The sequence below is a fragment of the Luteibacter sp. P4_D7_3 genome (genome assembly GCF_056401735.1).
The window spans coordinates 1-25,818 of sequence record NZ_JBFUIT010000027.1 but is presented as its reverse complement, the minus strand read 5'-3'; the positions used below and the strand labels follow the sequence as shown (position 1 = coordinate 25,818).

26 protein-coding genes are annotated in these 25,818 nt (G+C 64.4%); 14 read left to right on the top strand and 12 right to left on the bottom strand.

Going from position 1 to position 25,818, the window contains the following annotated elements:
• Positions 1 to 371: NAD(P)-binding domain-containing protein (locus tag AC1DSN_RS04955; protein WP_477329805.1), on the bottom strand; the 371-nt coding region annotated here is incomplete at its 3' end.
• Positions 368 to 2,254, bottom strand: a complete 1,887-nt coding sequence (gene speA, locus AC1DSN_RS04950; RefSeq protein ID WP_213949863.1) for an arginine decarboxylase — start codon at positions 2,252 to 2,254, stop codon at positions 368 to 370. The genes AC1DSN_RS04955 and speA, both read right to left, overlap by 4 nt.
• Before the next feature lie 298 nt (positions 2,255 to 2,552).
• On the opposite strand from speA, the gene speE reads away from it, so the two are divergent.
• On the top strand, positions 2,553 to 3,410 hold the full coding sequence (gene speE / locus AC1DSN_RS04945) for a polyamine aminopropyltransferase (protein WP_213949864.1): 858 nt from the start codon (positions 2,553 to 2,555) through the stop codon (positions 3,408 to 3,410).
• 85 nt (positions 3,411 to 3,495) lie between these two features.
• Positions 3,496 to 4,317, top strand: coding sequence for a hypothetical protein (locus AC1DSN_RS04940; RefSeq protein ID WP_477329802.1), 822 nt, complete (start codon positions 3,496 to 3,498; stop codon positions 4,315 to 4,317).
• Positions 4,318 to 4,323: 6 nt separating this feature from the next.
• On the opposite strand, the gene AC1DSN_RS04935 is transcribed toward AC1DSN_RS04940, so the two are convergent.
• Positions 4,324 to 5,361, bottom strand: coding sequence for a hypothetical protein (locus AC1DSN_RS04935; RefSeq protein ID WP_063573267.1), 1,038 nt, complete (start codon positions 5,359 to 5,361; stop codon positions 4,324 to 4,326).
• Positions 5,362 to 5,535: 174 nt separating this feature from the next.
• On the opposite strand from AC1DSN_RS04935, the gene AC1DSN_RS04930 reads away from it, so the two are divergent.
• The 5 genes from AC1DSN_RS04930 to AC1DSN_RS04910 all read left to right on the top strand — a co-directional run bounded on the left by AC1DSN_RS04930 (position 5,536) and on the right by AC1DSN_RS04910 (position 9,519).
• The gene (locus AC1DSN_RS04930) at positions 5,536 to 5,733 is read left to right on the top strand and encodes a hypothetical protein (RefSeq protein ID WP_063573266.1); all 198 of its coding nucleotides are present in this window, start codon (positions 5,536 to 5,538) and stop codon (positions 5,731 to 5,733) included.
• Between the two features lie 62 nt (positions 5,734 to 5,795).
• Positions 5,796 to 6,428: a nucleotide-binding protein gene (locus AC1DSN_RS04925; protein WP_477329800.1), complete on the top strand. Its 633-nt coding sequence runs from the start codon at positions 5,796 to 5,798 to the stop codon at positions 6,426 to 6,428.
• 64 nt (positions 6,429 to 6,492) lie between these two features.
• Positions 6,493 to 6,963, top strand: coding sequence for a SixA phosphatase family protein (locus AC1DSN_RS04920; protein ID WP_063573264.1), 471 nt, complete (start codon positions 6,493 to 6,495; stop codon positions 6,961 to 6,963).
• An 8-nt stretch (positions 6,964 to 6,971) separates the two neighbouring features.
• Positions 6,972 to 7,526 carry a YceI family protein gene (locus AC1DSN_RS04915; RefSeq protein WP_477329798.1) on the top strand — a complete coding sequence of 185 codons (555 nt, stop codon included), beginning with the start codon at positions 6,972 to 6,974 and terminating at the stop codon, positions 7,524 to 7,526.
• A 61-nt stretch (positions 7,527 to 7,587) separates the two neighbouring features.
• A complete protein-coding gene (locus tag AC1DSN_RS04910) occupies positions 7,588 to 9,519 on the top strand; it encodes a phospholipase D family protein (RefSeq protein WP_477329796.1) in 1,932 nt (643 codons plus the stop codon).
• On the opposite strand, the gene AC1DSN_RS04905 is transcribed toward AC1DSN_RS04910, so the two are convergent.
• Both AC1DSN_RS04905 and AC1DSN_RS04900 read right to left on the bottom strand, forming a co-directional pair.
• Positions 9,516 to 10,055: an energy transducer TonB gene (locus AC1DSN_RS04905; RefSeq protein WP_477298245.1), complete on the bottom strand. Its 540-nt coding sequence runs from the start codon at positions 10,053 to 10,055 to the stop codon at positions 9,516 to 9,518. The genes AC1DSN_RS04910 and AC1DSN_RS04905 overlap by 4 nt on opposite strands.
• Before the next feature lie 20 nt (positions 10,056 to 10,075).
• Complete coding sequence (locus AC1DSN_RS04900) at positions 10,076 to 11,362, bottom strand: acetyl-CoA C-acetyltransferase (protein ID WP_477329794.1); 1,287 nt, start codon at positions 11,360 to 11,362, stop codon at positions 10,076 to 10,078.
• 191 nt (positions 11,363 to 11,553) lie between these two features.
• Here AC1DSN_RS04900 and AC1DSN_RS04895 point away from each other — a divergent pair, with 191 nt between their 5' ends.
• The gene (locus tag AC1DSN_RS04895; RefSeq protein WP_477297444.1) at positions 11,554 to 12,681 is read left to right on the top strand and encodes a hypothetical protein; all 1,128 of its coding nucleotides are present in this window, start codon (positions 11,554 to 11,556) and stop codon (positions 12,679 to 12,681) included.
• A 75-nt stretch (positions 12,682 to 12,756) separates the two neighbouring features.
• Entirely contained in the window at positions 12,757 to 15,246 is a 2,490-nt protein-coding gene (locus tag AC1DSN_RS04890) for a sensor domain-containing protein (protein ID WP_477329792.1), read from the top strand.
• 57 nt (positions 15,247 to 15,303) lie between these two features.
• On the opposite strand, the gene AC1DSN_RS04885 is transcribed toward AC1DSN_RS04890, so the two are convergent.
• The 6 genes from AC1DSN_RS04885 to AC1DSN_RS04860 all read right to left on the bottom strand — a co-directional run bounded on the left by AC1DSN_RS04885 (position 15,304) and on the right by AC1DSN_RS04860 (position 20,672).
• Entirely contained in the window at positions 15,304 to 15,759 is a 456-nt protein-coding gene (locus tag AC1DSN_RS04885; protein WP_477297887.1) for an N-acetyltransferase family protein, read from the bottom strand.
• Positions 15,760 to 15,763: 4 nt separating this feature from the next.
• Positions 15,764 to 17,149, bottom strand: a complete 1,386-nt coding sequence (ntrC, locus tag AC1DSN_RS04880) for a nitrogen regulation protein NR(I) (protein ID WP_063570560.1) — start codon at positions 17,147 to 17,149, stop codon at positions 15,764 to 15,766.
• Complete coding sequence (gene glnL / locus AC1DSN_RS04875) at positions 17,142 to 18,158, bottom strand: nitrogen regulation protein NR(II) (protein WP_477297888.1); 1,017 nt, start codon at positions 18,156 to 18,158, stop codon at positions 17,142 to 17,144. The genes ntrC and glnL overlap by 8 nt, the downstream gene beginning before the upstream one ends.
• A 96-nt stretch (positions 18,159 to 18,254) precedes the next feature.
• Positions 18,255 to 18,512 carry a hypothetical protein gene (locus AC1DSN_RS04870; protein ID WP_477297889.1) on the bottom strand — a complete coding sequence of 86 codons (258 nt, stop codon included), beginning with the start codon at positions 18,510 to 18,512 and terminating at the stop codon, positions 18,255 to 18,257.
• Positions 18,513 to 19,222: 710 nt separating this feature from the next.
• Positions 19,223 to 19,609: a GNAT family N-acetyltransferase gene (locus AC1DSN_RS04865; protein WP_477298406.1), complete on the bottom strand. Its 387-nt coding sequence runs from the start codon at positions 19,607 to 19,609 to the stop codon at positions 19,223 to 19,225.
• 214 nt (positions 19,610 to 19,823) lie between these two features.
• Complete coding sequence (locus tag AC1DSN_RS04860) at positions 19,824 to 20,672, bottom strand: alpha/beta fold hydrolase (protein ID WP_477329790.1); 849 nt, start codon at positions 20,670 to 20,672, stop codon at positions 19,824 to 19,826.
• Between the two features lie 457 nt (positions 20,673 to 21,129).
• Between AC1DSN_RS04860 and AC1DSN_RS04855 the strand changes: the two genes are divergently transcribed.
• Both AC1DSN_RS04855 and AC1DSN_RS04850 read left to right on the top strand, forming a co-directional pair.
• On the top strand, positions 21,130 to 21,921 hold the full coding sequence (locus AC1DSN_RS04855; protein WP_477295931.1) for an alpha/beta fold hydrolase: 792 nt from the start codon (positions 21,130 to 21,132) through the stop codon (positions 21,919 to 21,921).
• 101 nt (positions 21,922 to 22,022) lie between these two features.
• Positions 22,023 to 22,535 carry a DUF302 domain-containing protein gene (locus AC1DSN_RS04850; protein WP_477295930.1) on the top strand — a complete coding sequence of 171 codons (513 nt, stop codon included), beginning with the start codon at positions 22,023 to 22,025 and terminating at the stop codon, positions 22,533 to 22,535.
• A gap of 61 nt (positions 22,536 to 22,596) precedes the next feature.
• Here the strand turns inward: AC1DSN_RS04850 and AC1DSN_RS04845 are convergent, their stop codons facing one another.
• Positions 22,597 to 23,532, bottom strand: a complete 936-nt coding sequence (locus tag AC1DSN_RS04845) for an AraC family transcriptional regulator (protein WP_477329787.1) — start codon at positions 23,530 to 23,532, stop codon at positions 22,597 to 22,599.
• 134 nt (positions 23,533 to 23,666) lie between these two features.
• On the opposite strand from AC1DSN_RS04845, the gene AC1DSN_RS04840 reads away from it, so the two are divergent.
• The 3 genes from AC1DSN_RS04840 to AC1DSN_RS04830 all read left to right on the top strand — a co-directional run.
• Positions 23,667 to 24,437: an alpha/beta fold hydrolase gene (locus AC1DSN_RS04840; RefSeq protein WP_477329785.1), complete on the top strand. Its 771-nt coding sequence runs from the start codon at positions 23,667 to 23,669 to the stop codon at positions 24,435 to 24,437.
• 273 nt (positions 24,438 to 24,710) lie between these two features.
• On the top strand, positions 24,711 to 25,643 hold the full coding sequence (locus AC1DSN_RS04835) for a pepsin/retropepsin-like aspartic protease family protein (protein ID WP_477329783.1): 933 nt from the start codon (positions 24,711 to 24,713) through the stop codon (positions 25,641 to 25,643).
• Positions 25,630 to 25,818: RidA family protein (locus AC1DSN_RS04830; RefSeq protein ID WP_477329781.1), on the top strand; the 189-nt coding region annotated here is incomplete at its 3' end. The genes AC1DSN_RS04835 and AC1DSN_RS04830, both read left to right, overlap by 14 nt.

Sequence of the window (25,818 nt, the reverse complement as noted above, 5' to 3'; positions counted from 1 at the left end):
TCCACACCGCCAGATACGGGGGCATCGAGGAAATCCGCACCGACGTCGGCGAGAATTCGCGCCGCCCGCTTGGCTGTCGCCGGAGCCACGGTGGAATGGTCGACGACGATGCTGCCTTTCTTCAGCGAGGGAGCGAGCGCCTGGACCACGCTGATCACGTCCGCGTCCGCACTGACGCACAGGGCAATGACATCGGCCGATGCGGCGATGCCGGCGAGGTCTGGCGCAGCGACGCCCAGTTCCTTCGCCAGTTCATCCGCGCGAGCCTGGGTGCGGTTGCCGACGGCGACGAGCAGGCCCTTGGTGTGGAGGTGGCCGGCCATGGGCGCGCCCATCGCGCCAAGTCCGATAAACGCTGCCTTGGTGCTCATGCTGTCGTCTCCGCGAGATAGGTATAGCCCGTCAGCCCCTTGTCGAGCGAGGCGTACAGTTCTTCGGCCTGCGCACCCACGATACCGGCGGCCGCGAGGCGGTCCACGTACGACTGGCGCAGCGCCTTGAGGTCATAGCCCACGTAGTCGAGCATCAGGTCTGTCGTGTCACCACGGCGGATGTGGGCGAACTCGTAGCCGCTGGCCGTGGCGCGGACATTGACCGCGTCGGTGTCGCCGAACAGGTTGTGGATGTCGCCAAGGGTCTCCTGGTACGCGCCGACCATGAAGATGCCCAGGCGATAGGACTCGCGCTCGTTCAGTGCGTGCAGCGGCAGGCTCACGTCGACGCCTTCGGCATCCACGTAGTGATCGATGCGTCCGTCCGAATCGCAGGTGAGGTCGGCGATGACGCCGCGTCGCGTCGGCTCTTCATCCAGGCGCGAAATGGGAACGATCGGGAAGATCTGATCGATCGCCCAGATGTCCGGCACGGACTCGAACACGGAGAAGTTGACGAAGTACTTGTCGACCAGCTTCTCGTCGAGGTCATCCAGCGCCTGGCGATGGGCGCGCTCCGCGGGCAGCAGGCGCGGACGCACGGCGTTGGCGATGGCGTAGAACAGTTCGTCGAGGGTGGCGCGATCGCGCAGGTCGAGCTGACCGAGCGCGTACAGCGAAAGACCTTCGGCCAGGTGATGTTGCGCCTCGTGGAACAGCTCGAGCGGCGGTCGGGTGTCCAGTTCGGCATGCGTTTCGCGCAGGTGGCGAAGCACGCTGGGCTCGCCCGCGCGACCGGCAGGGACGGCGCCCTGCGGCACCGGCTCCACCTCGCTCACGTTGACGATCATCACCGCATGATGCGCGGTCATCGCGCGGCCCGACTCGGTGAAGATGATCGGCGCCTTCATGCCGTGCTCGGCGACGGCCTCGGCCAGCGGCTGGACGATGCTGGCCGCGTACTGGCCCAGGCTGTAGTTGATCGAGTTATAGCTGCGCGAGCGGGTGCCTTCGTAATCGACGCCCAGGCCGCCGCCCACATCGACCACGTCGATCGGCACGCCCAGGCGGTGCAGCTCGACGAAATAACGAACGGCCTCGCGCATACCGGCGGCGATGTCACGCACGTTGGAGATCTGCGAGCCCATGTGGAAATGCTGCAGCTTCAGCGTGTGCTTGAGGCCTGCGGCATCCAGACGCTCGATAAGCTCGAGGATCTGGCCCGGGCTGAGGCCGAACTTGCCCTTGTCGCCACCGGTGTTCTGCCACTTGCCGGCACCGATCGAGGCCAGGCGCACGCGGACGCCGAGCAGTGGCTCGACGTCGAGCGCCTTGGCTTCGGCGAAGACGTGGTCGAGCTCGGACAGCTTCTCGATGACGATGTGGACGCGCAAACCGAGCTTGAGACCGATGAGGGCAAGACGGACGTACTCGCGATCCTTGTAGCCATTGCAGACAACCATGCTGCCGGGGCGCGCCTGCGCGAGCACGGCCATCAGTTCAGGCTTGGAACCGGCTTCGAGACCGAAGCCGTGCTCGCCCGCGGCGACCAGCTCGCTGACGACGCCACGCTGCTGGTTCACCTTGATCGGGTAGATCGCCGTGTAAGAGCCGGCGTAGTCGACATCGTCGATCGCTTTGGCGAACGCCTGCTGGAGGCGGGCGAGGCGGTCGGCGAGGATGTCCGGAAAACGAATGAGCAGCGGCAGGCGCAGGCCTTCACTCGTGGCCTGGTCGACGATGGCCGGCAGGTCGAGGGCCGGGCCCTCCTCGCCACGGGGGCACATGAGCAGGTGGCCGTCATCGGCAACGTCGACGTAGCCATTGCTCCAGTGCGGGATCGCGTAGGTCTGCTTGGCGCGGTCGGTGGTCCAGTTCGCCATGGGCGGAAGATCTCCAGGTGATTGTGTCGTGTCCCCCACTCGGGGGTGCGCGGAACAGTCGCAGCGGCGAACTTTGACCTGAAGCGGGCCTGGCGGCCGGGAGCCTCGCACGCCGCGGGGCCGACCAGACTGGGCCTGCGCGGCGGGGAGGCCGTCGGCAGACCGCGTATTGTACCGGTCCGCCATGACATCCGTGTATCACCTACATCTGCCGAGGGCGAGGCCGTTGGCCGCTTGGTCGCCCGGAGCCGGTACAATCCCCGCTTTCGATCCCTTCCCGTTTCCAGGAACTCGCGTCATGTCGCAGCAGCAGCTCAGCTGGTTTACCGAAGCCCACCAGGCCTCGGGCTCCTCCATCGGTTTCCGCGTCGAGCGCCTGTTGCACGCCGAGAAGACCGAGTTCCAGACCATCGAGATCTACCAGACGACCGATTGGGGCAACCTGATGGTGATCGACGGTTGCGTGATGCTCACCGGCCGCGACAACTTCCTGTACCACGAGATGATGACCCACCCGGCGCTGTTCACCCACGCCCGCGCCAAGCGCGTCGTGATCATCGGCGGTGGCGACTGCGGCACGCTGCGCGAGGTGCTCAAGCACGAGGAAGTCGAGAAGGCCACCCAGGTGGAGATCGACGAGCGCGTCACCCGCCTGGCTGAGGAATACTTCCCGGAACTGTGCGAAGCCAACGGCGACCCGCGCGCCGAACTACTCTTCATCGACGGCATCAAGTACATGGCCGAGGTGGATCCGGAGTCGATCGACCTGATCATCGTCGACTCGACCGACCCGGTCGGCCCGGCTGAAGGCCTGTTCAACGCTGCCTTCTACGCCAGCTGCTACAAGGCCCTGCGCCACGGCGGCATCCTGGTGCAACAGTCGGAGTCGCCGATGGCCCATATCGAGCTGATCAAGGCCATGCGTTCGGCCATGCGCACCTCGGGCTTCAAGGCCGTACGTACCCTGCCCTTCCCGCAGCCGTGCTACCCCACCGGCTGGTGGAGCTGCACCATGGCGCGCAAGGACGGCGACCTGTCGGGCTTCCGCGAGCGCGGCGCGATCAGCAAGAACTTCCCCACGAAGTACTACAACGCAGACATCCACAAGGGTGCACTGGCGCAGCCGGAGTTCATGCGCGAGGCGCTGGGCGACTGATCTTTCGATCGGTCGCACCTGTGACGGAAGGGCGCTGCGGCGCCCTTCTCTTTGACCACATTTCTACGAACAGGAAAGGAATCCCATGCACCACCTTCGTCCCAAACGTGCGCTCCTGCTGACCCTCGTCCTCGTCCTCGCGCCCGGCTTGGCAGCCGCGACCGAGCTACCCGGTGGCCCGGCCTTCCTGAAAGCCGCCGATGACGTGATTGCTGCACAGGGCGAGGCAGGCGTCTCGCCTCCGCCGCCGATCACGGATCCACGGGTGCAAACCCTCCTGGCCAGGGCGGCGAACATCGAAGCCATCTTCGGCAACGTCAAACTGACGGCCGCCGACCTCGGGCCGGTGATGGACCTGTGTGGAAAAACCAACCAGATCACGGTGGGTTACGCACTGGCCAACATCGCCTCGCTAAAGCCGCCGGCGGGGCAGACTGCTGACCCCGAAGCGCTCAAGCCCCGGGTGATCGAACTGCAAAGTCGCAATGTGATTGCCTATCAGGACGCCATCGTTCCGATGGGCGCCTTCAGCGCGCGCTGCATGATGCGGGCATTGCCCTTGCTGACCGAATTCATGAGAACGCTGCCGGCCGAGCAGCGGACGCCGGTTCGCATGGGTGGGTTACGCCAGATGCGCGGCGGCGTCGCCAACATGATGGTCGGCGCCATCACCAGCAGCATCCAGACCGGCATCTCTGCGGCGAACCGGCATCTCGCCGTCAGTGCCGCCGCGGACGTGGCATCCACGTTCGCCGCCATCCTGCCGGTGGCCGACCGGAAGGTGATCCAGCAGACGGCCGGCCGCGTCAGGCCGTCGGCCGCCGCGGCCGACCAACCCTCGCTCGACACCATTGCCCGTGCGTTTGCCGACGAGCGATGCGAGGGCCTCTGCGCCCTCGGTAGCTGAGACCGCTCAGCCCGCTGGCTTGGAAGGTTCCCAGCCGGCGGGTGCCTCCGGTGGCATGCCGTAAGCACGGAGCGAGGCGAGGATCACGCTCATCTCGGTGCCGCCACTGCGCGCCAGCATGAGCAGCTTCTGCGCAGTGGCCTTGTCGCCCTGCGCCTGCAGGTTGAGCTGCGCGAAGCGCTGCATCTCCCAGATCAGGTTGAGGCGCGCGGTCTTCGCGGAGGATTGGTCGGAGGCGTCCGTCGACAGGGTTTCACGCAGGTGCAGACCGAGGGAACGGCCTAGCGGGCTGCTGCCCCATTCGAGCACCTTGGCTAGTTTCAGGCAGTCGCCGACAACCGAGGCATCTTCCTTGTTGTCGTCGCAGTACTTCGCCGTGGCCTGGAAACCGGGCATCGGCTGAGCGCTGGCCAGGCCGAACACCAGCACCATCTGCACGCCCGCGGCACCGGCGCCCTGCAGGGGGTTGAAGGTGTCGGCCGGCGGTGGCAGCTGGGTGACCGAGTTGGCCAGCGCCTTCAGGCTGGCACCGAGGTAGTCGTCGTAGACCTTCGCGTTGGCGGCGCGGGTGAGATCGGCCCGCATGTCTGCCTTGGAGGCATTGTTATGCCCATCAACGCCCAGCTTGAGTAGCCATACGGCGGCGTTGTCCGGCGCCTGCTTCTGCAAGGTGGCGAGGGCTTCCGCATTCGGACAGGCGTCCGCCTTGGTCTCGCAATCGGCCAGCCGTGCCCAGGCGACCTGGGGACCGGCGTCTTCGTTGCGCGACGCCCGTTCGAGCAGGGCGTGGTAGGTGAGTACCTCGGGCGGGTTGACCAGCGGGCGTGCCAGCAGGGCGGCGCCGAGCAGGGGCTCGGATTCGGTCCGCAGCGCGAGGACGCTGGCGAGGTCTTTCTGGAACTGCAGGAGGGCCTTGGTCTGGTCCTTCTGAGCTACCGGTCCCTTGGCCGGTCCCGTCGCCGCACCGGGCCACGGCGTAGCCGCGAAGGTAGGGAGCGAAAGCAGGCCAGCAAGGGCCAGGGTCACGACGCGGCGTCGCCGCATGGGCCATCTCCGTGAAATAAAACGACAAGAATACGGTTCGACCATGAACGGAAGCTGCGCCGTCAGGCCTTCACCAAGCGAAGACATTGCTACTATCGGTCTGAGCGCGGGGGGATCGGGACAGCTGTCCGCATGACCGCACCAATCAATCCTGCGACAGAACAGGAGTTTACAGTGGATCACTTTGCCCTCTTCACCAGCGCACCGGCTGGTTTCTTCGTCGGCTGGGGCACCCTCACGCTGATCAACGCAGGTCTGGCCCAAGGCAAGAACCGCAGCGGGTTGGCCTGGTGGGCGCTTTCGCTCTTCCTCGGCCCCGTGGCCACCCTCATTCTCGTCGTCCTGCCGAAAGTCCGCGCAAAGATGTTCTGACCCGTTTGCGTGGGTCGACAGGGTGTGTAGGCTAGGAGGCCTCCCAAGGCAGGTGCGCGCGAATGCTTACGACGCTCGTAGCAAGCAGCAAGGGTGGGTGTGGCAAGACAACGCTGGTAACCCAGCTCGCCACCCACTGGGCACAGGYCGGGAAGCAGACGGCCATCATCGACGCCGACCGACAGCAGTCCAGTTTGCGCTGGGTCAGTCGACGCCCTGAGAACGTCCCGGGCGTAACCGCCGTCGAGGGCAGCCGCCGGGCCTTCGACCGGCTACCGGCCGAGATCCAGCGAACCATCGTCGACACCCCTGCAGGCGTCGGCGAGAAAGAGCTGGAGCCTTACCTCGAAAAGGCCGATGTCATCCTCGTGCCGGTCTTGCCTTCGCACTTCGACCTCGACGCGACGCTCGACTTCCTCGCCGTGCTCCAGGCCATCCCGCGGGTCAAGCGCGGCAAGCTGCCGGTCGCCCTGGTCGGCAACCGTCTCAAACCCTGGACCAATGCCAGCCAGGCTGCGGTCGCCGAACTCGGCGAGCGCGCTCCTTTTCCCGTGGTTGCGGAACTTCGCGACTCGCAAGCGTACGTCTTGCTCACGGCGCTCGGTAAGGGCATCTTCGATTACCACTCGGAAAACGTACGCGGACACCAGGACGACTGGGCAAAACTGCTTCGCTGGATAAAGCGCAGCACCTGAGCCGGATGGGGAACGCGTTGGTTGCACCACGCCACGTCACGTGGCATTGCGGAGAACGGTACCCATGCACGAACTCATCCTGCTGCGTCACGCGGAAGCATCTCCGAACGGCAAGGACGGCAAGGACGATCGCGAGCGAAAACTCACCGAGCACGGCCAGAACGAAGCCCGCGCGGCGGGCGAATGGCTCGCAAGCCACGGCATCCACTACGATCGCGTGCTCTGCTCCCCTTCCGAACGCACGAAAGAAACCGCGGCCCTGGCCCTCGGCCAGATCAAGCCCACCTACGACGATAAGATCTACGACGCCACCGTCGGCGATCTGTACGACCTCCTCGACAAGCAATCGGATGTCGAGCGCGTGGTCCTCGTCGGTCACAATCCTGGCATCGAACAACTGGTAGCCTTCCTTGTCGAAGGGCGCTCCGAGGATTACCGCGGCATGCCGCCCGGTGGCATGGCCCGGCTCGTCTTCGATGGTCCGCTGGAACCCGGCAAAGCCAAGCTTGAGACGTTCTGGTCTCCACCAAACTGAGTAGCTTTATGCGTCACCTGTTTGCGGCGATCGCTCTTCTCCTGTCGGCGGCGCCTCTGGCCGCCGCCGACCTGCGAATCGATCCCGTGCGTTCACGCGCAGAGTTCAGCGTTCGCCTGCTCTGGGTGAGCAACATCTCGGGCGCTTTCGAAGGTATTCGTGGTGACGTTTCGATCGATCACGCCGCACAGACCGCCGTGGTCCGCGCCGACATCGATACCGAAAGTATCCGTATGGAATCGGCCCGACTCCGGCGATGGGTACTCGCGCCGGAGTTCTTCGACTCCGTCCACTACCCGACGATCCATTTTGAATCCCTGCCGACGCCCCTCCTCATCCTTACCCGGGGCGGCGATGTCGTGGGCAAGCTCACCCTGCGCGGAATCACCCAACCGGTGACCTTCCACCTGCAAGGCAACCGCTGTCCGCCAGAATCCCTGGCCGGCTGCGTCCTCCAGCTTCAGGGAACGATCGACCGCACCGACTTCGAGATGCGCGGCCGCCGTGGTGCCCTGTCCGRCCGTGTCAACCTGGGCATGGCTATCGTGCTCGAGGCGCCCTGACAACCCCGGCGAGCGCCTCAAGCTCACCTGGCGTTGTCACCGGTCCCCTATCATCTGCGGCATGCGCCGCCTCTTTACGATCCTGCTCCTCACCGCCACGCTCCTTGCCGGCGGTTGCTCGCTGTCGCGTACGCGCATCCGGCAGGCGGACGCGGTCGTCACCCTGACGGTCGACCGTCAGCTCACCTGTGACCGGACCGATCGTTGTGCGACACCGTCTCCCCTGATCGACGCGGCGAAGGAAGCCAACGCAGCCTCGACCGCGGACAAACCGGTCCACGTGGCGACGCTGCTCGAGGATGGCGAGCAGGCCATGGCCGCCCGGGTCAACCTGATTCGTGCGGCGACGAAGAGCATCGACGTGCAGACCTACATCTGGGAGCAGGACGACGCGGGCAAACTGGYCCTCGACGAACTGATCCAGGCCGCGCGGCGCGGCGTGCATGTGCGCATCCTCGCCGACCAGCTGTTCTCCTTCGGCGACCCGGGATTGCTCGCCACGCTCGCCCGCGCCAGCGACAACCTCGAGGTACGCCTCTACAACCCCACCTTCCACAGCGCGCGGACGCCACCGCTGGAGTTCGCGGCCGGCATTCTCTGCTGCTTCTACAAGTTCAACCAGCGGATGCACAACAAGCTGATCGTGGTCGACGATCTCATCGGCATCACAGGCGGTCGCAACTACGAAGACCGCTACTTCGACTGGGACGGCAGCTTCGACTACATCGACCGCGATGTCATGGTGGGCGGTCCCGCCGCGAAAACCATGGGCGACAGCTTCGAACAGTTCTGGACGCATAAGCGCGCGGTCCGGCTGACCCATCTGCATGACGTGAACCGGGAGCTCATCGCCGACACCGACGACACGCGGCATTGGTTGCCACCGACCTACGAGCATCCCGACCGCGTCGCCCAGATGATCAGCGATGCCGAAGATGCCGGCTGGCTGGAAGACCGAATCATGCGCGCCACGCTGCGGATGAATCGCATCGAGTATCTTTCGGACCTCCCGGGCAAAACCGACGAGCCCAAGCGTCGCGAGGCACGTGAACTTACCCGACACATCATGGGTCTGGTACGTAACGCGAAGAGCGAGATCATCCTGCAGACGCCCTACCTGGTCATGAGCAAACCGGCGCGGAAGATCTTCAACCGCCTGCACGAGCAGCCGACGCCGCCGCGCATCGTCGTCTCGACGAACTCGCTGGCCTCGACCGATGCGTTCGCTGTGTATGCGCTGTCTTACAAGCACCGCAAGCGTTACCTCACCGACTACGGCTTCGAGATTTACGAGCTGAAGCCGCACCCCGAAAACGCCGACATCGATGCGCTCGAGAACCCGTCGACGGCCCCCGCCAAACCACCGTTTGCCGCCACTGGCTCGGGCAGCGGCCACAGCCGACGTGCATCCAGGGAAACGGATGCCGATGGCGGGTTGCAGCCCTCGGAGTCGTCCGGCTTCCTCAGTGCGGGGAGTCATTCGCGACGGGGTGCGCGTCATCGCCCCGCACCGCTGAGCACCGAGGGTATCCGTTTCGGACTCCACGCGAAGTCGATCGTCGTCGACGATACGTTCGCCATGGTCGGCACGCACAATTTCGATCCGCGCTCCGACCACTACAACACCGAATCCGGTGTGATCATCTACGACAAGCGCTTCTCGGACCGCCTGCGCGATTCGATCATGCAGGACACCGAGCCCGGCAACGCCTGGGTCATCGGCCCGCGCGAGAAGAAGATCCCCGTGCTGTCGTCGGTGAACGAGTTCATCGGCGATGTCTCGGAGCGCCTGCCGTTCTTCGATCTGTGGCCATTTCGCTACGCCACCAGCTACGAGCTCAAGCCAGGCTGCATTCCGCTGAGATGGACCGATCCCCGCTTCTTCGAATGCTACGAGCCGGTGGGCGACTTCCCCGAAGTCGACGTCTCGCTGAAGCTCATCTACACCCGCATGATTACCGCGTTCGGCTCATCGGCGGCCGGCATTCTCTAGAAGCGCGTGAGTTCGAAGCGGATGGGCAGGTCGGCGGTGTAACGGGACGGACGATTGTCCGCCGCGGCGAAGCGCCAGCCCCGAACGGCATCGGTCGCTGCGTGATCCAGGTCGAGGTCGCCGCTGCTATGGCCTACGCTGACGTCGGTGACATCACCTTCCTGGGTGACCGTGACATTGAGGATCACCTGGCCTTCGCGCTGTGCGCGTAGCGCTGCCATGGGGTAGCGCGGCGAGGGCATGTAGACGGGCACGAGGGGATCGGGCGTTGCTGCGGCGTCGCTGCGCGCCGCAGCAACGCGTTCGGGAGCCGCGTGCGTGCGGACTCGCGGAGCGGACGCCGACGGCATCGGCGGCACCGGCGCGGACGGCCGTGTCCACGCGGGCCTGGACGACAGCTTCGGCATGACGACTTCGGCCAGCGGGCGGGTCGCAGGCGCGCGCTCATAGGTGAGCGCGGTGAGCCAGCTCGTCGCGGCGATGCCGACGACGAGCCCGAGGGCGCTGAACGATGTACTGGTGCGAAGTGCGAGCATTCGGATCTGACGGATGGGGATCAGGGACGTTCGAGAATCGCCGTGACGCCCATGCCGCCCGCGGTACAGATGGAAATCAGGCCGCGGCCCGAACCCTTCTGCTCGAGCATCTTCGCCAGCGTGGCGACGATGCGCGCACCGGTCGCCGCGAAGGGATGACCCGCCGCGAGACTGGAGCCGTTGACGTTGAGTTTCGACGGGTCGATCGATCCCAGCGGGCCATCGAGGCCCAGCCGGTTACGGCAATACTCGTCGGATTCCCATGCACGCAGCGTGCAGAGCACCTGCGCCGCAAAAGCTTCGTGGATCTCGTAGAAGTCGAAATCCTGCAGGGTGAGGCCAGCCTGCTTCAGCATGCGCGGCACGGCCACGGTCGGCGCCATCAACAGGCCTTCGCCATGGACGAAGTCGACGGCTGAGATCTGCGCGTGCGTGAGGTAGGCCTGGATCGAGAGGCCACGGTTGGACGCCCATTCGTCGCTGGCCAGAAGCACGGCGGCCGCGCCATCGGACAAGCCGGTGGAGTTTCCCGCGGTCAGCGTGCCCTGGCCGGTGGTCCTGTCGAACGCCGGCTTCAGCGAGGACAGCTTCTCCAGTGTGGAATCCCCACGCAGGAAGCCGTCGCGCTTGAGACCACGGAACGGCACGACGAGGTCGTCGAAAAAGCCGGTTTCGTACGCCGCAGCCAGCTTCTTGTGGCTGGAGAGTGCGAGCTCGTCCTGCTCGAGACGACCGACCTTCCATTCCTTCGCCATCAGCTCGCAGTGGTCGCCCATGGACTTGCCCGTGCGCGGCTCGGCCACGCCGGGGAAGGATGGCTTCAGTTCCTTCAGGGAGAAACCGCGCGTCGCGACGGCGAACTTCTCCTTGAGCGTCTTCGCACGGTTCAGCGCCAGTAGTCGCTTGCGAAATTTCTGGCCGTAGACAATGGGAACGTCGCTGGTGGTGTCCGAGCCGCCGGCGATGCCGGCCTCGATCTGACCGCAGGCGATCTTGTTGGCGATGATGATGGCGTTGTCCAGCGACGTGCCGCAGGCACGCGCCGTGGTGATGCCGGGTGTCGTCGGGGCAAGCCCCGACGAAAGCAGGGCCTCACGAGCCAGGTTCCAGTCCGACGAATGGCGGATGACGGCGCCCATGGCCACCTCACCCAGCTCGGTGCCATGCAGGCCGAACTTCTCGACCAGCGATCCAAGCACCTTGACCGACATCCCGAAATTGCCGACATCGGCATAGGCGGTGTTGTTGCGGCAGAAGGGAATGCGGACGCCGCCGACCACACCCACGCGCTTTTGCGACTTTTCCATGCTCTTAAAAGGACAATCCAGGATCGTAAAGGGGTGCCGCGGCAATAGCCGTTTGCAGGCGAAGGGCTCGCGGACGCCGACGATCGCCGACGAACGCGTATCGGCAAGGCTAACCCGCATCCCCTCCGGGCGAAAGCCCGATATGCGTGGATGATAGAATCGCGTTCCTTTGCCGTTCGGAAAAACCTGCCGTGAACGAGTCGCTGATCGCCTGCCCCGCCCTCCTGGCGCTGGAACTGGCCGAGGGCGAGATGCCCGATCGGCTCGAGCTGACCCGGGACGAAGCGCAGACGCTGGCCGCCCTGGTCGCCGACGACCTCCGCGCGCTGCTGCCTGGGGTCGAGGCCTCGCGCTTCGCCCTGGTTGGCGCCTTGTTCGATGGCGTGGAGCTGCTGCGCCCCGGTTTTCCCGTGTTCGCCACGCTCGAAGAGCTGGCCCGGCGCGTGCCTCGCGTGACCACCGCCGGTGGCGTGGTGGCCTTCGGCACCCACGAAGGCCACATGCCCGCGCAGCCCCTCGTGCCGGATGCGCGCTATGCGGGTGGCCCCATGCGCCTGGTTCCCTGGATGCTGCTGGCGCCGGTGGAGCTCGCCGAGGAACTCACCGCGAAGATGGAAGTGGAGCTGGTCGGTCGCGGTGAAGCCGGCTCGGCGACGGCGGATTTCCTCATGCGGACCCTCGGCGTGCGCCTCGAACATGCGCGCTACCTAAGCCGCGACGACCTCCTCGCGCTCACCTGCGTGCAGTACGAGCACGTGAACCTGGCGCCGCTGTGGACCATGCTCGAAGCCGCTCTGCTCACGCCATATAAAGAAGAAACCGCGCTGGGCTCGCGCGGCCTGCCGTTGCGCTACGCCGAAGGTCGCGTCGGCATTCCCGGCATAGCCGGCTGGTTCGCCCGCGCGGGCACCCAGCGGGACAATCCCGCCCACGAGTTCGCCGGCACCATCTTCGAGCTGCGCCAGTACGCTGCCTTGCTCGCCGCCCACCATGTGCCCCTGCACCTGGAGGGGGAGCCGGCGCAGACCGCTGGCTATCTCATCGAAGCCATGGCCGATGCCGATCCCGCCCTGCCGCAGCCCCTGCTTTACGCCCATGAAGCCGCGGGCCTGGGCATGGCCGTGGTGACCGTCGCCCAGCCCTCGCCGGGCAAGGCGCGCATCCTCGCCCATGGCTACCCGCTCGCCCCCGATGCCCTGGGGCCGCTGCTGGATGCGCTGGCCGGGCGTTATGACACGGCCACCGAGGTCCACGCGCTCGGCAAAGTGCTGCTGGACGCACAGGGTGCGCTTTCCGCACCGGCGCCCGTGTTGCACTGACGTTTTTAAGAATCCTTCGATATACGCAGCCGCGGGGACGCATTAGAGTTGAGGCATCGTCCCTTCGGCGACCGCATGCGTCATCCAGCGCCACCCACCACCGATTCCCCGACCGACTGGGCGGCCTATCTGCTGGACCGCGCGCCGGCGATGATGGCTTACGTCGACACGTCGCTGCGTTATCGCTTTGCCAGCCCCGCGTATACGGCCTGGATGGGGATCGAGCGAGACGGCCTCATCGGACGCCGGCTCGATGAAGTCATCGCGCCTTCGGTCTATGCCCGCATTGAACCCGGCGTCACTGCCGCCCTTGCCGGCGAACCCGTCATYGCCGATCGCGAAATACGTCGCGACGACGACCAACGCTACGCCCAGGCCACGTTCACGCCGGATGTCGGTCCCGATGGCAGCATCCGTGGTGTCTCCATCCTCCTGGCCGACATCTCCGGCCGGCACATGCTCGAAGCGCGCCTGAAGGAAAGCGAGCGCCGTTTCTCGCAAGCCTTCCGCCACGCCGCGATCGGCATGGCCCTCGTCCTGCCGACCGGACGCTGGCTGCAGGTGAACGATGCACTGTGCACCATGCTCGGCTACTCCGATCAAGAGCTGCTCACCTCCGCCTATCAGGACATCACCCACCCGGCCGACCTGGCGACGGACCTCGCGCTGGTGCAGAAGATCATCGCGGGAGAGCGCGCCTCCTATCATCTGGAAAAGCGCTATATCCGCCGCGACGGGCAGATTGTGCATGCGCTGCTCACCGTTTCCCTCGTACGCGACGAACACGGCGAACCGCTGTACTTCATCTCCCAGGTCATCGACATGACCGAGCGCAAGGCCTTCGAGGACGCGCTGTTCCGCGAGCGCGAGCTGGCCGAGGTCACGCTCAAGTCCATCGGCGATGCCGTGATCACCACGGATCCGTACCTCATCGTCACCTCGCTCAATCCCATCGCCGAAGCGATGACGGGCTGGTCCAGCCATGAGGCCGTGGGTCGACCCATGGACGACATCTTCCAGCTGCGTGACCCGCTCACACGCCGGCCGATTCCCAATCCGCTACTTACCGCGGTGACCAAGAACACCATCATCGGCTTGACCACGGACGCTATCCTCGTGCATCGCAACGGCTTCGACAGCCCGATCGAGGATTCGGCCGCGCCGATTCACGATCACGCCGGCAACGTGGTCGGCGGCGTGGTGGTGTTCCACGACGTGAGCGAAACCCGTGCACTCGCGCTGAAGATGGCGCATCTGGCGCACCACGACACGCTCACCGGCCTGCCCAACCGCGCGCTGCTGCAATCGCGCATGGAATTTGCGGTCACCGTGGCTGCCCGTCGCAACCAGCGTGCTGCCCTGCTCTTTGTCGACATCGACCATTTCAAGCAGATCAACGATTCCATGGGCCACGCGGCGGGCGATGCCCTGCTACAGGAAGTAGCGCGACGTATCCGCGCCGCCGTGCGCCCGGACGACACCGTGAGCCGGCTGGGTGGCGACGAGTTCGTTGCCCTGCTACCTCACGTCGACGGTGCCTCCGATGCGGCCGCCGTCGCCGAGCGCGTGCTCGAAGCCTGCAGCGAAGCCGTGGGGGTGGATGCATCGGCGCTCGCGATCAGTTTCAGCATCGGGATCAGCGTGTATCCGGACGACGCCTTCGACGCGGAGTCGCTGCTGCGCAACGCCGACACCGCCATGTACGAAGCGAAGATGCAGGGCCGTAACGGCTATCGTTTCTTCAACGCCAGCATGAACGAGCGCAACACCGCGCGTGTCCGCATCGAGGTGGAGCTGCGCAAGGCGCTCGCACGCAACGAACTCAGCCTGCACTACCAGCCCAAGGTGGACGTGAACCTGGGTACGGTGGTCGGTGCCGAAGCGCTGCTGCGTTGGCAAGTGGATGGCGAAGATATCTATACGCCGGAGCAATTCATTCCGGTGGCCGAGGATTGCGGGCTCATCGTGCCGATTGGCGAGTGGGCACTGCGCGAAGCCTGTCGGCAGGCAGAGATCTGGGCGCGCTTGTATCGGCCCCTCTCCGTGTCGGTCAACGTCTCCGCGCTGCAATTCCAGCACACGCGCTTCTTCGAGTCGCTGCGCGGCGTGCTCGATGAGACCGGACTCCATCCCACCCTGCTCGAGCTGGAACTCACCGAACGCACGGTAATGGAAGGTGGCGACCACATTGCCGACCTCCTGCACCGGATCAAGTCACTGGGCGTGTCGCTCAGCCTGGACGACTTCGGCACTGGCTACTGCAGCCTGTCGTACCTGAAGCACTTCCCCGTCGACACCCTGAAGATCGACCGCACCTTCATCCGTGATGTCGCGTGGGACAACGACAGCGCCGCCATCGTCAGCGCCATCATCGCTATGGGCAGCGGCATGAACAAAAAGGTGCTCGCCGAAGGTGTCGAAAGCGTGGAACAGGCTAACTTCCTGAGCTCCGCCGGCTGCCCGCAAATGCAGGGCTTCCTCTTCGGCAAGGCCGTGCCCGCACGCGAGTTCGAAGAACGCATCTCCGCCGTCGACATGGGCGACCCCCGCGTCCCCCAGCTCTAACCGCCGTGCTCCCTGTAGGAGCCGATTCATCGGCGAATGGGTGCTCGCGATAACGGGTCAGGATGCCAGCATCGCCTCATACATGTAGTAGTGGCAACGTTCCATGCCGAGACCGGCATACGTTGCCTGCGCCCGCTCGTTCTCCGTCTCGACGTAAAGGCGCACGCCCACGGCCCCAGCGCCACCCGCCATCGCCTTCACGTGCGCATACAGGCCGCGAAACACGCCGGCACGCCGTGCCTCGGGCGCCACGTAAACGCTCTGCACCCACCAGAAGTCCCCGCAACGCCAGTCGCTCCACTCGTAGGTGACGAGCAGGCAGCCGACCGCCACGCCATCGAGCTCGGCGATCAGATAGAAGCCACGCCGGGGCTCATCGAACACGGCGCGCACCCCACGGCCGATGGTCGCCGGGTCGAGCGCCTTGCTCTCCGTCTCCCATGCCATCGCGATATTCCAGCCGGCGATTGCGTCCGCGTCATCGATACCTGCGCGGCGTATGTAGAGGGTCATGCTGTTATCCGTTGGAAGGGCGCCGCTTGCGCGATGCGCCAAGTTTACGCGTGAGCGTATTGCGACCGACGCCGAGCGCGGCGGCGGCGTGCTGCCTGTGCCCGTCGTTGGCGATGAGTGCGGCCTGCAACAAGGTTTTGTCGAGGGCGTCGCGGGCGCGCGCATGCACGTCCACTTCGCCCTGCGCCAGGGCGTCCTGGGCCCAGATGCGCAGGGCATCGGTCCATTCGCTACTGCGCGTTTCCCGCGCGGGTAGCGCACCGAGGTCGCTGGCAAGGATCTCCGCGCCCGGCGCGATCACCGCAAGGCGGCGGCACAGATTTTCCAGCTCGCGCACATTGCCGGGGTAATCACGCTGCTCGACCAGTTTCATCGCCCCGCGCGAGAAACGTTTCGGTGGCAATTTCAGCTCGGCCGCGGCCTGGGCGAGGAAGTGGCGCGCCAGCACGGGGATGTCGCCGCGACGCTGCCGTAAGGACGGCAGCTCGATACGCACCACATCCAGGCGATGTTTCAGATCCGCGCGAAAGAGGCCGGCGGCCACACGCGCGTCCAGATCCTGGTGGGTCGCCGCGATGATGCGCACATTGCCACGCATCAGCTCGCGGCCACCCACGCGGTAGAACTCGCCGCCGGCCAGGACGCGCAGCAAACGCGTCTGCAAGGCGATCGGCATGTCGCCGATTTCATCGAGAAACAAGGTGCCGCCTTCAGCCTGCTCGAAGCGACCGGCATGGCGCCGCTGGGCACCGGTAAACGCACCCGCCTCGTGACCGAACAGTTCGCTCTCGAGCAGCTCGGCCGGAATGGCCGCTGTATTCAACGCGACGTAGGGCTTGCCGCTGCGCGCGCTTTCTTCATGCAGCGCACGCGCCACGAGCTCCTTGCCGGTGCCGGTTTCGCCAGTGATCAACACGTTGAGATCACTCGCGGCGACGCGGCCGATCAAGCGGAACACCTCGCGCATCGCCGGACTTTCGCCGAGCAGCGAATGCGCATCGACGCGGCCGACGGGCACGATCACTTCTTCATGGGCCGCGGCGAGCGTGCGTTCTACGGCCTCCACCGCCATGTCGAGGTCGAAGGGCTTGGCGAGATAATCCGCCGCGCCCGCGCGATATGCCGCCGCTGTCGTGGCGACATCGGTGTAGGCGCTCATGACGATCACGGGGCCGATATTGCGGCGAGTGAGGTCCTCGAGCAGACGCAGGCCATCTTCGCCGGGCATGCGCACGTCGGTCACCAGCAAGCCCGGCCGACCTTCGGCCAACGCGGCACGCACCGCATCACCCGCACTGAACTCGCGCACCGTGTGCCCTGCATCACGCAGGGCCTCGGCGAGCACGAAGCGCACGCCGCGATCGTCGTCGGCGATCCAGATTTCAGTCATGGTGCCGCTCCATCGGAAGGTACAGGGAGAACACCGTTTCACCGGGGCGACTGGTGAAGCGCAGGTCGCCGCCGTGTTCGAGCGCGATCTCGCGCGACAAGGCGAGGCCGAGGCCGGTGCCATCGGGACGGCCCGACACCAACGGCTGGAAGAGAGAGTCGCGGAGCTCGTCTGGCACACCCGGGCCGTCGTCGATCACGTCGATGCGCAGCGCCGCGCGCACCGTGCGCTCGCCGAGACGAGCGCCGTGCTCGACGCGGGTGCGCAGGGTGATCGTCGTCGCGCCGGCTTCGCTGGCATTGCGGGTGAGGTTGAGCAGCACCTGGAGCAGGCGATCGGTGTCACCCAGGCTGTCCGGAAGGCTGGGATCGTAGTCGTGGCGAACGCGCAGCGCGTCGGCTTCGGCACCGACCAAGCCCTCGAGACGCTCGAGCAGTTCGTGGACATTGACCGGGCCAAGGCGTGCTGCACCACGATGCCGGAGCAGGCCGTCGGCGAGGGCAGCCAGGCGGTCTGCTTCGGCGATCACCATGCTCGCCAGCTGGCGGAGGTCGTTGTCGGCCACCCGGCGTTCGAGCAACTGGGCCGCGCCACGGAGGCCGGCCAGGGGGTTTTTCACTTCATGGGCAAAGCCGCGCAGCGTGGCCGAGAGCGGCGTGCCGGCTGCCGCGTTGAGCTCGGGCGCCAGCGGGTGCACTTCGACCAGTAGCCGACCGTCGTCCAGTGGCTGCATGGTCAGGTCGGCCATGATCTCGCGCCCCCGCGCCACGCCGAAGGTGGCGCCACGGAGGTTGAAGGGGCGGCGTTCCAGCAGCGTGCGCTCTAGCTGGGAGGCAAGTGATGGCTCGCGCATCAGCACCGGCAACGGCTGGCCTACCGCCGTGCGGGGACCGACGTCGAGGACCTCGCCCAAGGCAGGGTTGAGCCAGTTCACGCAGAGGTCTGCACCGATGACGGCGAGGCCGGTGCCGAGCAAGGTTAGGAGGTCAGCCTGATCTGGTGCGTGCATTGCACCAATGTAGGGAGGTTGGGCGGGGGCCGCAACAGGACAGATTCGCAGGGTCCTCTGGACGGATTCTGACGTCGTCCCATTTTCCMTACACGTTTAAACTAGAGTCGGGCCGCTTTTGACGTTGATGATGCCCAGGCTTATGGCGTAGCAGAGCAGCGCGGGCGCCAGTCCGGCAACGCGAGGACCGTTCCCGTCCTTCGCCAGATTGCCGATGAATGCGAGAAGCGCAACAGCACTTCCTCCGCAGACGATCAAAAGGGTACTGAGTGCCGTTTTCCCGGTCTCAAGCACGGATTTGAAGACTTGGATGCTCCATTCATGGTCCCTGTCTTCCGGTGTCTTACCAGCCATTTCGCATCGCCTCGAGACGTTGATTCGTCAGGTCACTACGCGTATGTGCATCATCGCTAGGGATAACAGCTCCGACTCTACCGTCTGACCAACGCCCCCTACCCCTTTTGGCCCCGCGCGCTTGCGCGACGTCTATCCCAGAGGACATCTGCTCTTCCCACTACCCTTCCCGGGCATCGTCTCGCTCCACTGCAGTTGGCCAGGTCAAGGGCTGTTTCGGGATCGGTGTCAGCTGCTTCGCTCCATCCCGCGCCAACCGCCTTCGCTTTGGCCGCGCCCCCTCCTTGACCTCTCACGGCACCCCGCTGCCTCCCCCCCCCTTTGTAGCGTCTGCGGCTTGCCAGCCGCATCGCTCCCGGCCGCCGCCCAACTCGATATTGAAACTTGCCTGTGCCGACTATGGGAATCCGTCCACCTCATTGGCTTGTTCGAAGGTGAACTGTGGGATGAGGAACGCGGACGGCGCATCTAAAAATGGCAAGAAGCACACCTTACGCGCGCAGCACGGTCCCGCCTTCACCCTGTCCGGGAGGGGGTGCCCCGCTCCAGGGACGCGGTGGTTGTGACCTTTCCCGCCGGCGAAACCCGTTCGATGACATCCGGGATGTCCAGCGTCATTGCCGAGGCCGTGATCGAGGAATACGCCACCCGGTTCGTCAAGGAACCGACCGTCTGAATTGATCCGTCGAAGGCACTACCGGGCATCGTCCTCATGGACTAGCCGGGCCGAAACCCACGATGCGCGTCACCGGGGTGTAGCCCATGCGCTCATAAACAGGGTAGCCCGCTTGCGTCGCATGAAGGCAGGTCTTCCGGTGGCCGGTTGCCTCGCTTGCGACCCTCAGCGCGTGCCGTATAGTTGCCTCCGCGAATCCGCGGCGCTGCGCATCCGGTCGCGTCGCCACGAGTGCGACATAGAGCACGTCTTCGATTTCCACGACAGACGCTGTCGCTACGGCGGTGTCACCGAGATACGCGAGATAGCAGTAGGCACTCTTCTTCCATAGCGTCGCACCATCGAGTCCGTCTCGCATCAGCTCTACGGGTAAGCTGTAAGCCAGGCTGTTGATATCGGCACATTCGTAGAAGCCGCTCATCCACCCCGGTATGAATCCCGTTTTCTCTCCGATGGCGCGTCGGGCGTACGCGAATACGGATCCGGAAAGTGGAAAATCCGCAGACAAGAGCTTATAGCTGTAGGCAGTAAAAACATCACGATCGCGCCTACCACGTATTACGTGATGTGGTCGGCCTGCACGTATGACGCACACTGATTTGCGGCTGATGCGATATAGGACTGTACCGGCCGGCTCACCTCAGGAACTGCAGGAATGACGCATTGAACGCGCCGGGTGCCTGCCACGGGGCGAAGTGACTGACTCCGGGGAGAATGACCAGGCTCGCGCCGGGAATGGTCCGGGCCATGTATCGGGGATGCTCTTCCTTGATGAACTCTTCATGGTCGCCATCGGCGACAGCGATCGCCGGGCCATGAATGGCCGCAAGCTGGCTGGCGGTGTAGTTGGGTTCGGTTTTCTGCATCTTCTCAACTGCTGCGTGCAGTGCGCCGAAGCCATCGGGTGTCGGCGATACGCGAGCGTACGTCTGCTCCAGCAGGACGACTACCTTTGCAAGGATCGGCGAGTCGAGCGCGCCAGGCTTGGCCGCGTCCGCATTCATGTTGGCGCCGAACGCGTAGATCCTGCGCACCCTGGCAGGATCTTTCATCGCCATCACGAGTGCGGTGTTGGCACCGTCGCTCCAACCGACAATGTCGGCCTTTTTGATATGAAGGGTGTCCATGACACTGCGTAGATCTTCCTCGAAGACCTCATAGCTCAGGGGAACGTTGCCGAGCGTGCYTCGACCGTGGCCGCGCGTATCGATGAGGATGACCCGGTGGTGGCTATCGACCAGGGCAGGCACCTGGTTGCCCCAGGAGTCGCTACTGGACATCCCTCCATGAAGGAGAAACACGGTGGGACCTTTGCCGACCGTTCCGTACCAGATACGTGCTCCCTCACGTGTGACATAGCCTTCGCTGGCCAGATGGGGAAGGGAAGTTGGCGGCGGAAGGCTCTGCCAAACGGGTGTCTGCGCATGGACGGCTGCCGTTGTCGTGAGCATGGCGACGGTTGCGAGTTCGACGAGTTTTTTCAAGGGATACGTAGTCCGAAAGGGGCAGGCCGGGTCCCGGCGGCAACCAGCCCGACCATGAGTGCATCATTTCGGCTCTAAGGTTTACGTACGTACAAAGTGCAAAAACCTGCGGTGAGCGTGCACACCCCGCACGGACCCAGTGCCCAGATGGACTGGTTGTGCCAGCACAGCCGCAGCAACAGACCGAGGACGCTGGCGGCAAGCATCTGCGGAATCACGATAGATTTGGCTTTACAGACTCATCGAGCGGCGAATCGGCGCGGCGGCGCGGCTGCCGGTTCATGCTGCTAGATCCGTCTCTTCCGACCCTTCGTTGTCGTCGTCAACGAGATCGACATGTCCGGACGACCCATCATGGATTCCGGAGGTTGCGGCATGGCTGGTTTTTTTTAAAACCCTAACCTATGCCTACCCCGACGGCCCTGCCGCCTCGAACCTCAAACCAGGAATCTTCGCCATGAAATTCGCACTCGCCGCTCTCATCTCCTCCAGTCTCGCCTTTGGCGCTAACGCCAGCGCTGCAGAAAAACCGCCGATCGTACTGGTCCACGGCGCGTTCGAGAACGCTTCGGTCTGGGGGCACGTGGCCGGCAAACTKCAGGCCGATGGCTATGAGGTCGTATCGGTCGACCTGCCGGGTCGCCCGGGGAACCCGGCCACACCCGATAAGGTCAGCCTGAGCCTCTACGGCGATACCGTGGTCGGCGCGCTGGCGAAGCTAAAGCGTCCTGCGGTCGTCGTGGGCCACAGCTTCGGCGGCATCGTYATCGCCGACGCGGCTGAAAAGGCGCCGACGAAGATCAAGACCCTTGTGTTCACGGCCGCCTACTTGCCGCACGACGGCGATTCGCTGGTCTCGATGGCCAACAAGGACGCCGACGCCAAGATCGGTCCCCACCTGCAGATCAAGAAGGAACAGGGCATCGCCTCGATCGAGTATTCGGCGCGTGCCGACCTGTTCGCCAATGGCGCCCCGGAAGGCCTGCGCAAAGCGATCCCCGACCTGATCCTGGATGAGCCGCTCGCCCCGCTGGCCACGCCTGTGCACGTTACCGATGCCAAGTTCGGCCAGGTCGACAAGGTCTACATTCATACCGCCAATGACCAGGTGATCAGCCCGTCCTTCCAGGCACAGATGGTCGCCAGCACACCGGTGCGACGCGAATTCACGGTGCAGACCGGCCACACGCCGTTCCTTACGGCGCCCGATGAGCTGGCCGCCGATATTGAAGCTGCCGCCACCCGCTGATCCAGCCAATCCTCTGGGCCCGATCCCTGCCGCTGCAGGGATCGGGCAAACACATAGCGTCCGCAATTTAATACGGTCTGCTCGTCGCGCAGGAGTCACCCATGTTTCGTGATGTTCAACACAAGCCGTTCAACGGCGTGCGAGTTGAAGTGGCCACCTCGCTCGGCTTCGACGAGGTACTGACGCGCCTTCGCTCCCTGATGGGACGCGCCAGTACGGCGGAGATCGTAGCCCTGGCGCAAGCGGACATCACTGAGGCCGAATTCGTCCGGGTCGTGCAAGAACGGTTCGAAGGAAAAAGCGGGTTCATGCTGTTTGCCGAGATCGATCATGGCGGCTGGCTGTCTCAATTCCAGATCCGTCGGCGCACAGTTCGCTGGATTCTTGGCAATCCGCTGATCGCACTTACGATGATCCGGCATGACATCACCGCCGGTCTCTTTGCGCCCGTCGAGATCCTGATCACCGAGGCCGAAGACGGCCGGGGTACGAGGTTGACCTACGTCCGTCCTTCTTCGCAGATGGTGATCGAGGACAATCCGCCCCTCCTTGCGATGGCAACGCTGCTGGATGCGAAATTCGACGCTCTTGTCGCGCGCGCCACCCAAGGCTAGCGAATAGAGTCTGCCAGGACGCGTGGCGTGCCTGGGAGAACATCATCCAGAGGGAGCGCGATCACACCGCCGTTTGTTGGCTCTTCGCCTCGCTTGGCGCGTAGCCGAAATGACTCTTGAACGCTCGACTAAACGCAGCGTCCGAGGCAAAGCCCGTTTTGTAGGCCGCCTCCGTGACCTTAAGCCCGCCACTTCGAAGCATGTCCGCAGCGATGGTCAGGCGCCACCGCGACAGGTAGCGCAGCGGCGGCTCGCCCACGGCTGCGGTAAAGCGTTCGGCGAATATCGAACGAGACATGGTGGCCACAGCGGCAAGCGTCTCCACCGTCCATCGTCTGAAGGGATCTGCGTGCATCGCTGAGAGCACGCGCCCGATTCGCTCCTCAGCCAGGCCCCCCAGCCAGCCTACGCGGTTCGCATCGCTGGACGCCCAGCTGCGCAGTGTACGGATGACCAGCAGGTCGATCAGCCGGGAGATCATCAGCGACGAGCCAGGATCCGGCTGCTGCGCTTCGTCTACGAGAAAGTGCGAGATAGCGGCAAGCCACGCGGGCGCGCCGGCATCTCCCTTCGGAACGTGGATCAGGGCCGGAAGCGCCGACATGACCGCAGGCAGCGGGCTGCCCTCGAAGCTAAAGAACCCACAAACCAGCTGGCTTGTCGGACCCTCCCCACCATGGCGGAGGATGAGCTTGTCGCGGTCGAAGCGATCGGGAGCAACGGCGTCGATGTTCTCGATCGGCGAGTCCGCCGCGTCAGCGATGGTGTGACCCCTCCCCAGTGGCAAAAGCACCAGATCGCCCGCGCCAATCCATAGCGGGGGATGGCCTGTGGGCGTCACCCAGGCGCCGCCCGCTTCCACGAAGCAAAAGTGCGCCGGCCCCGGGGGAAAGCGCAGACCCCACGGCTGGCTCAGATGCGTCGTGTAGACGAGTTCCCCACGCAGCCTGATCAAGGTGAGCACCTGCGAAAGCACGTCGGTACGCGCCGAAGTCATTCCAAAGTCTGTGGCCACGCCGGACGTTCCATCATGTAAATCGGAGGCCCTGATATATCTCATCGTCGGCGACCTGACTACTCTTTCCTCACGGCATCCAGCCACGTCTCCCCACTAATGAGAGGATCATCGTCATGAATAACGCGAATGCAGTTGAAACGAACAACGGCGGCCATGTTGCAGAGAAGCCCGCGGTCATCCTGGTGCACGGTGCCTTCTCCRATGGCCAGGTATGGGGATACGTTGCGGGAAGGCTTCGCGCAGCAGGTCACCCCGTCGTGACCGTCGATCTGCCGGGCCGGGAAGGTGCGCCCATGGCTGCCGACCATGTCAGCCTCGACCTGTATCGCGATACGGTGATCCAGGCGTTGGATACGGTTTCCGGCCCGGCGATTGTGGTCGGCCACAGCTTCGCTGGCATCGTCATCGCCGCCGTGGCCGAACAGGTGCCAGAGAAGATCAAGACCTTGGTGTTCACTGCCGCGTATCTGCCTCAGGATGGTGATTCCCTGCTGTCGCTGGCCCAACAGGACCATGACGCCAGGATCGGCCAGCACCTGACTATTGATAAGGAGCGTGGGATTGCCGTCGTCGAATACTCGGCGCGTGCCGAGCTCTTTGCCAATGACGGTCCTGCGCCGCTGAAGGAAAAACTTCCCGATCTGATCCTCGACGAGCCAGCGACACCCTTGGTCACGCCAGTGCGTGTGACTGCCGAGAGGTTTGGGCGCGTCGACAAGATCTATGTGTCCACCCAGGTGGACCAGGTCATCAGCCCCGCCTTCCAGGCGCAGATGATCTCGCGCACTCCCGTGCGGAAGGTCGTTCCGCTTCAAACCGGTCACCTGCCATTCCTGACGGATGTCGAGGGCATGGCGAAGGCCATCGAGAACGCCACGGTCTGAAACGTGCGCGAGGATGTCCCGATATCCCGCTGCGATATCGGGACATCCGCCTAAGGCGAGGTGCATTCATCCTTGTCTAGATGAATGGTTAAGTTTTTCGGACGGCCTGTCATGGTTCACGTTCTCGTCTGAAGGTATATCTATGCGGCGTGGTCATGCACGGCCAGCCTAATCGTGCGCCCTCTCGCGAGTCATCACAGCTGAGCCGCTAGCCGATCCCGCCATGATGCACGCATCAACGTATCGATCAGCCACGAATGAGCGGCGCTACCCATGAATCTGTGTAATCCGGCCATGGCTGCGCTTCTCGTACTCGCGGTCCCGGCGGCCCGTGCGACGTTGGCTTCTCAGTATCAGGCGCCCGAAGTGAGACTGACGGCCGAAACGGTGAGCTTCCCGCTAATACTCGTGCGTGGATATCCCTTCATTGAAGGAAACGTGCAAGGTCAGAAGGGCAAGTTCATGTTGGACACGGGCCTGCAGCGGGCGATGTCGCTGAATCACCATCTCATTCCACTCACGGGCGGAGCGCCCGCGGCAACGGGTACGTTCGGCAGCGGCCAGGTGTTTACGATCGTGATGCGTCCGAAAGTGTCTGACGTGAACGTCGGCGGCTTGCATTTCGATAATGTGACCCGGGTTCAGAGCCAGGACGCAACCCAACTCGAACGCATCACGCCGGACTTTCTAGGCTGGTTCGGATACCAGGCCTGGGCAGCGTATGCAATGAAGATCGACTATCAACAGTTGAATGCAACATTTTCCAGGACAGGTGCCGAGGCCCTCCTCGAGGGCGAAAAGACCGTTGCCAGCATCCCTTACGAGACACGAAAGCTACCCAATATTCCCATCGTGCGGGGCTCACTGGGGGGCGTGAATCTTCTTCTCCATTTCGATACCGGGCAGCGCGGGGGCATCTACGTGGACTCGGCTACCCGAGATCGTTGGGTCGAAAACGGCTTCATCGTTCCCCAGGGAGACGATACCTACGACGTCAAGGGCCTGCGTATCGGCGACAGCTTCACGGCGGACGTGCCAAGGCTTCGGCTCTGGGCCACGCCGTTTCCGGCGGCAGACCCCACCGGCATCAATGAGAGGATCAYGATATCACTCGGTTACGCCTTGCTCAGCCAGTTCGTTACTGTCTGGGACTTCCCTCATAAGACGCTTTATTTTCTACGGACATCTGCATATGCGCAGCCTTGATAGACTCAAGCAATTAGGGTTCGAGCTTCCTCCCCCCTTTCCCGCGCTCGGCTCGTACAACATCGTGACAACCGCTGGCGATCAGGTGTTCGTCTCCGGGCTGGGTCCTATCAAGGGCGGCCAGCCCGTCGTGGGCCTCGTTGGCGATGACATGACTTTGAGCGATGCCCAGGAT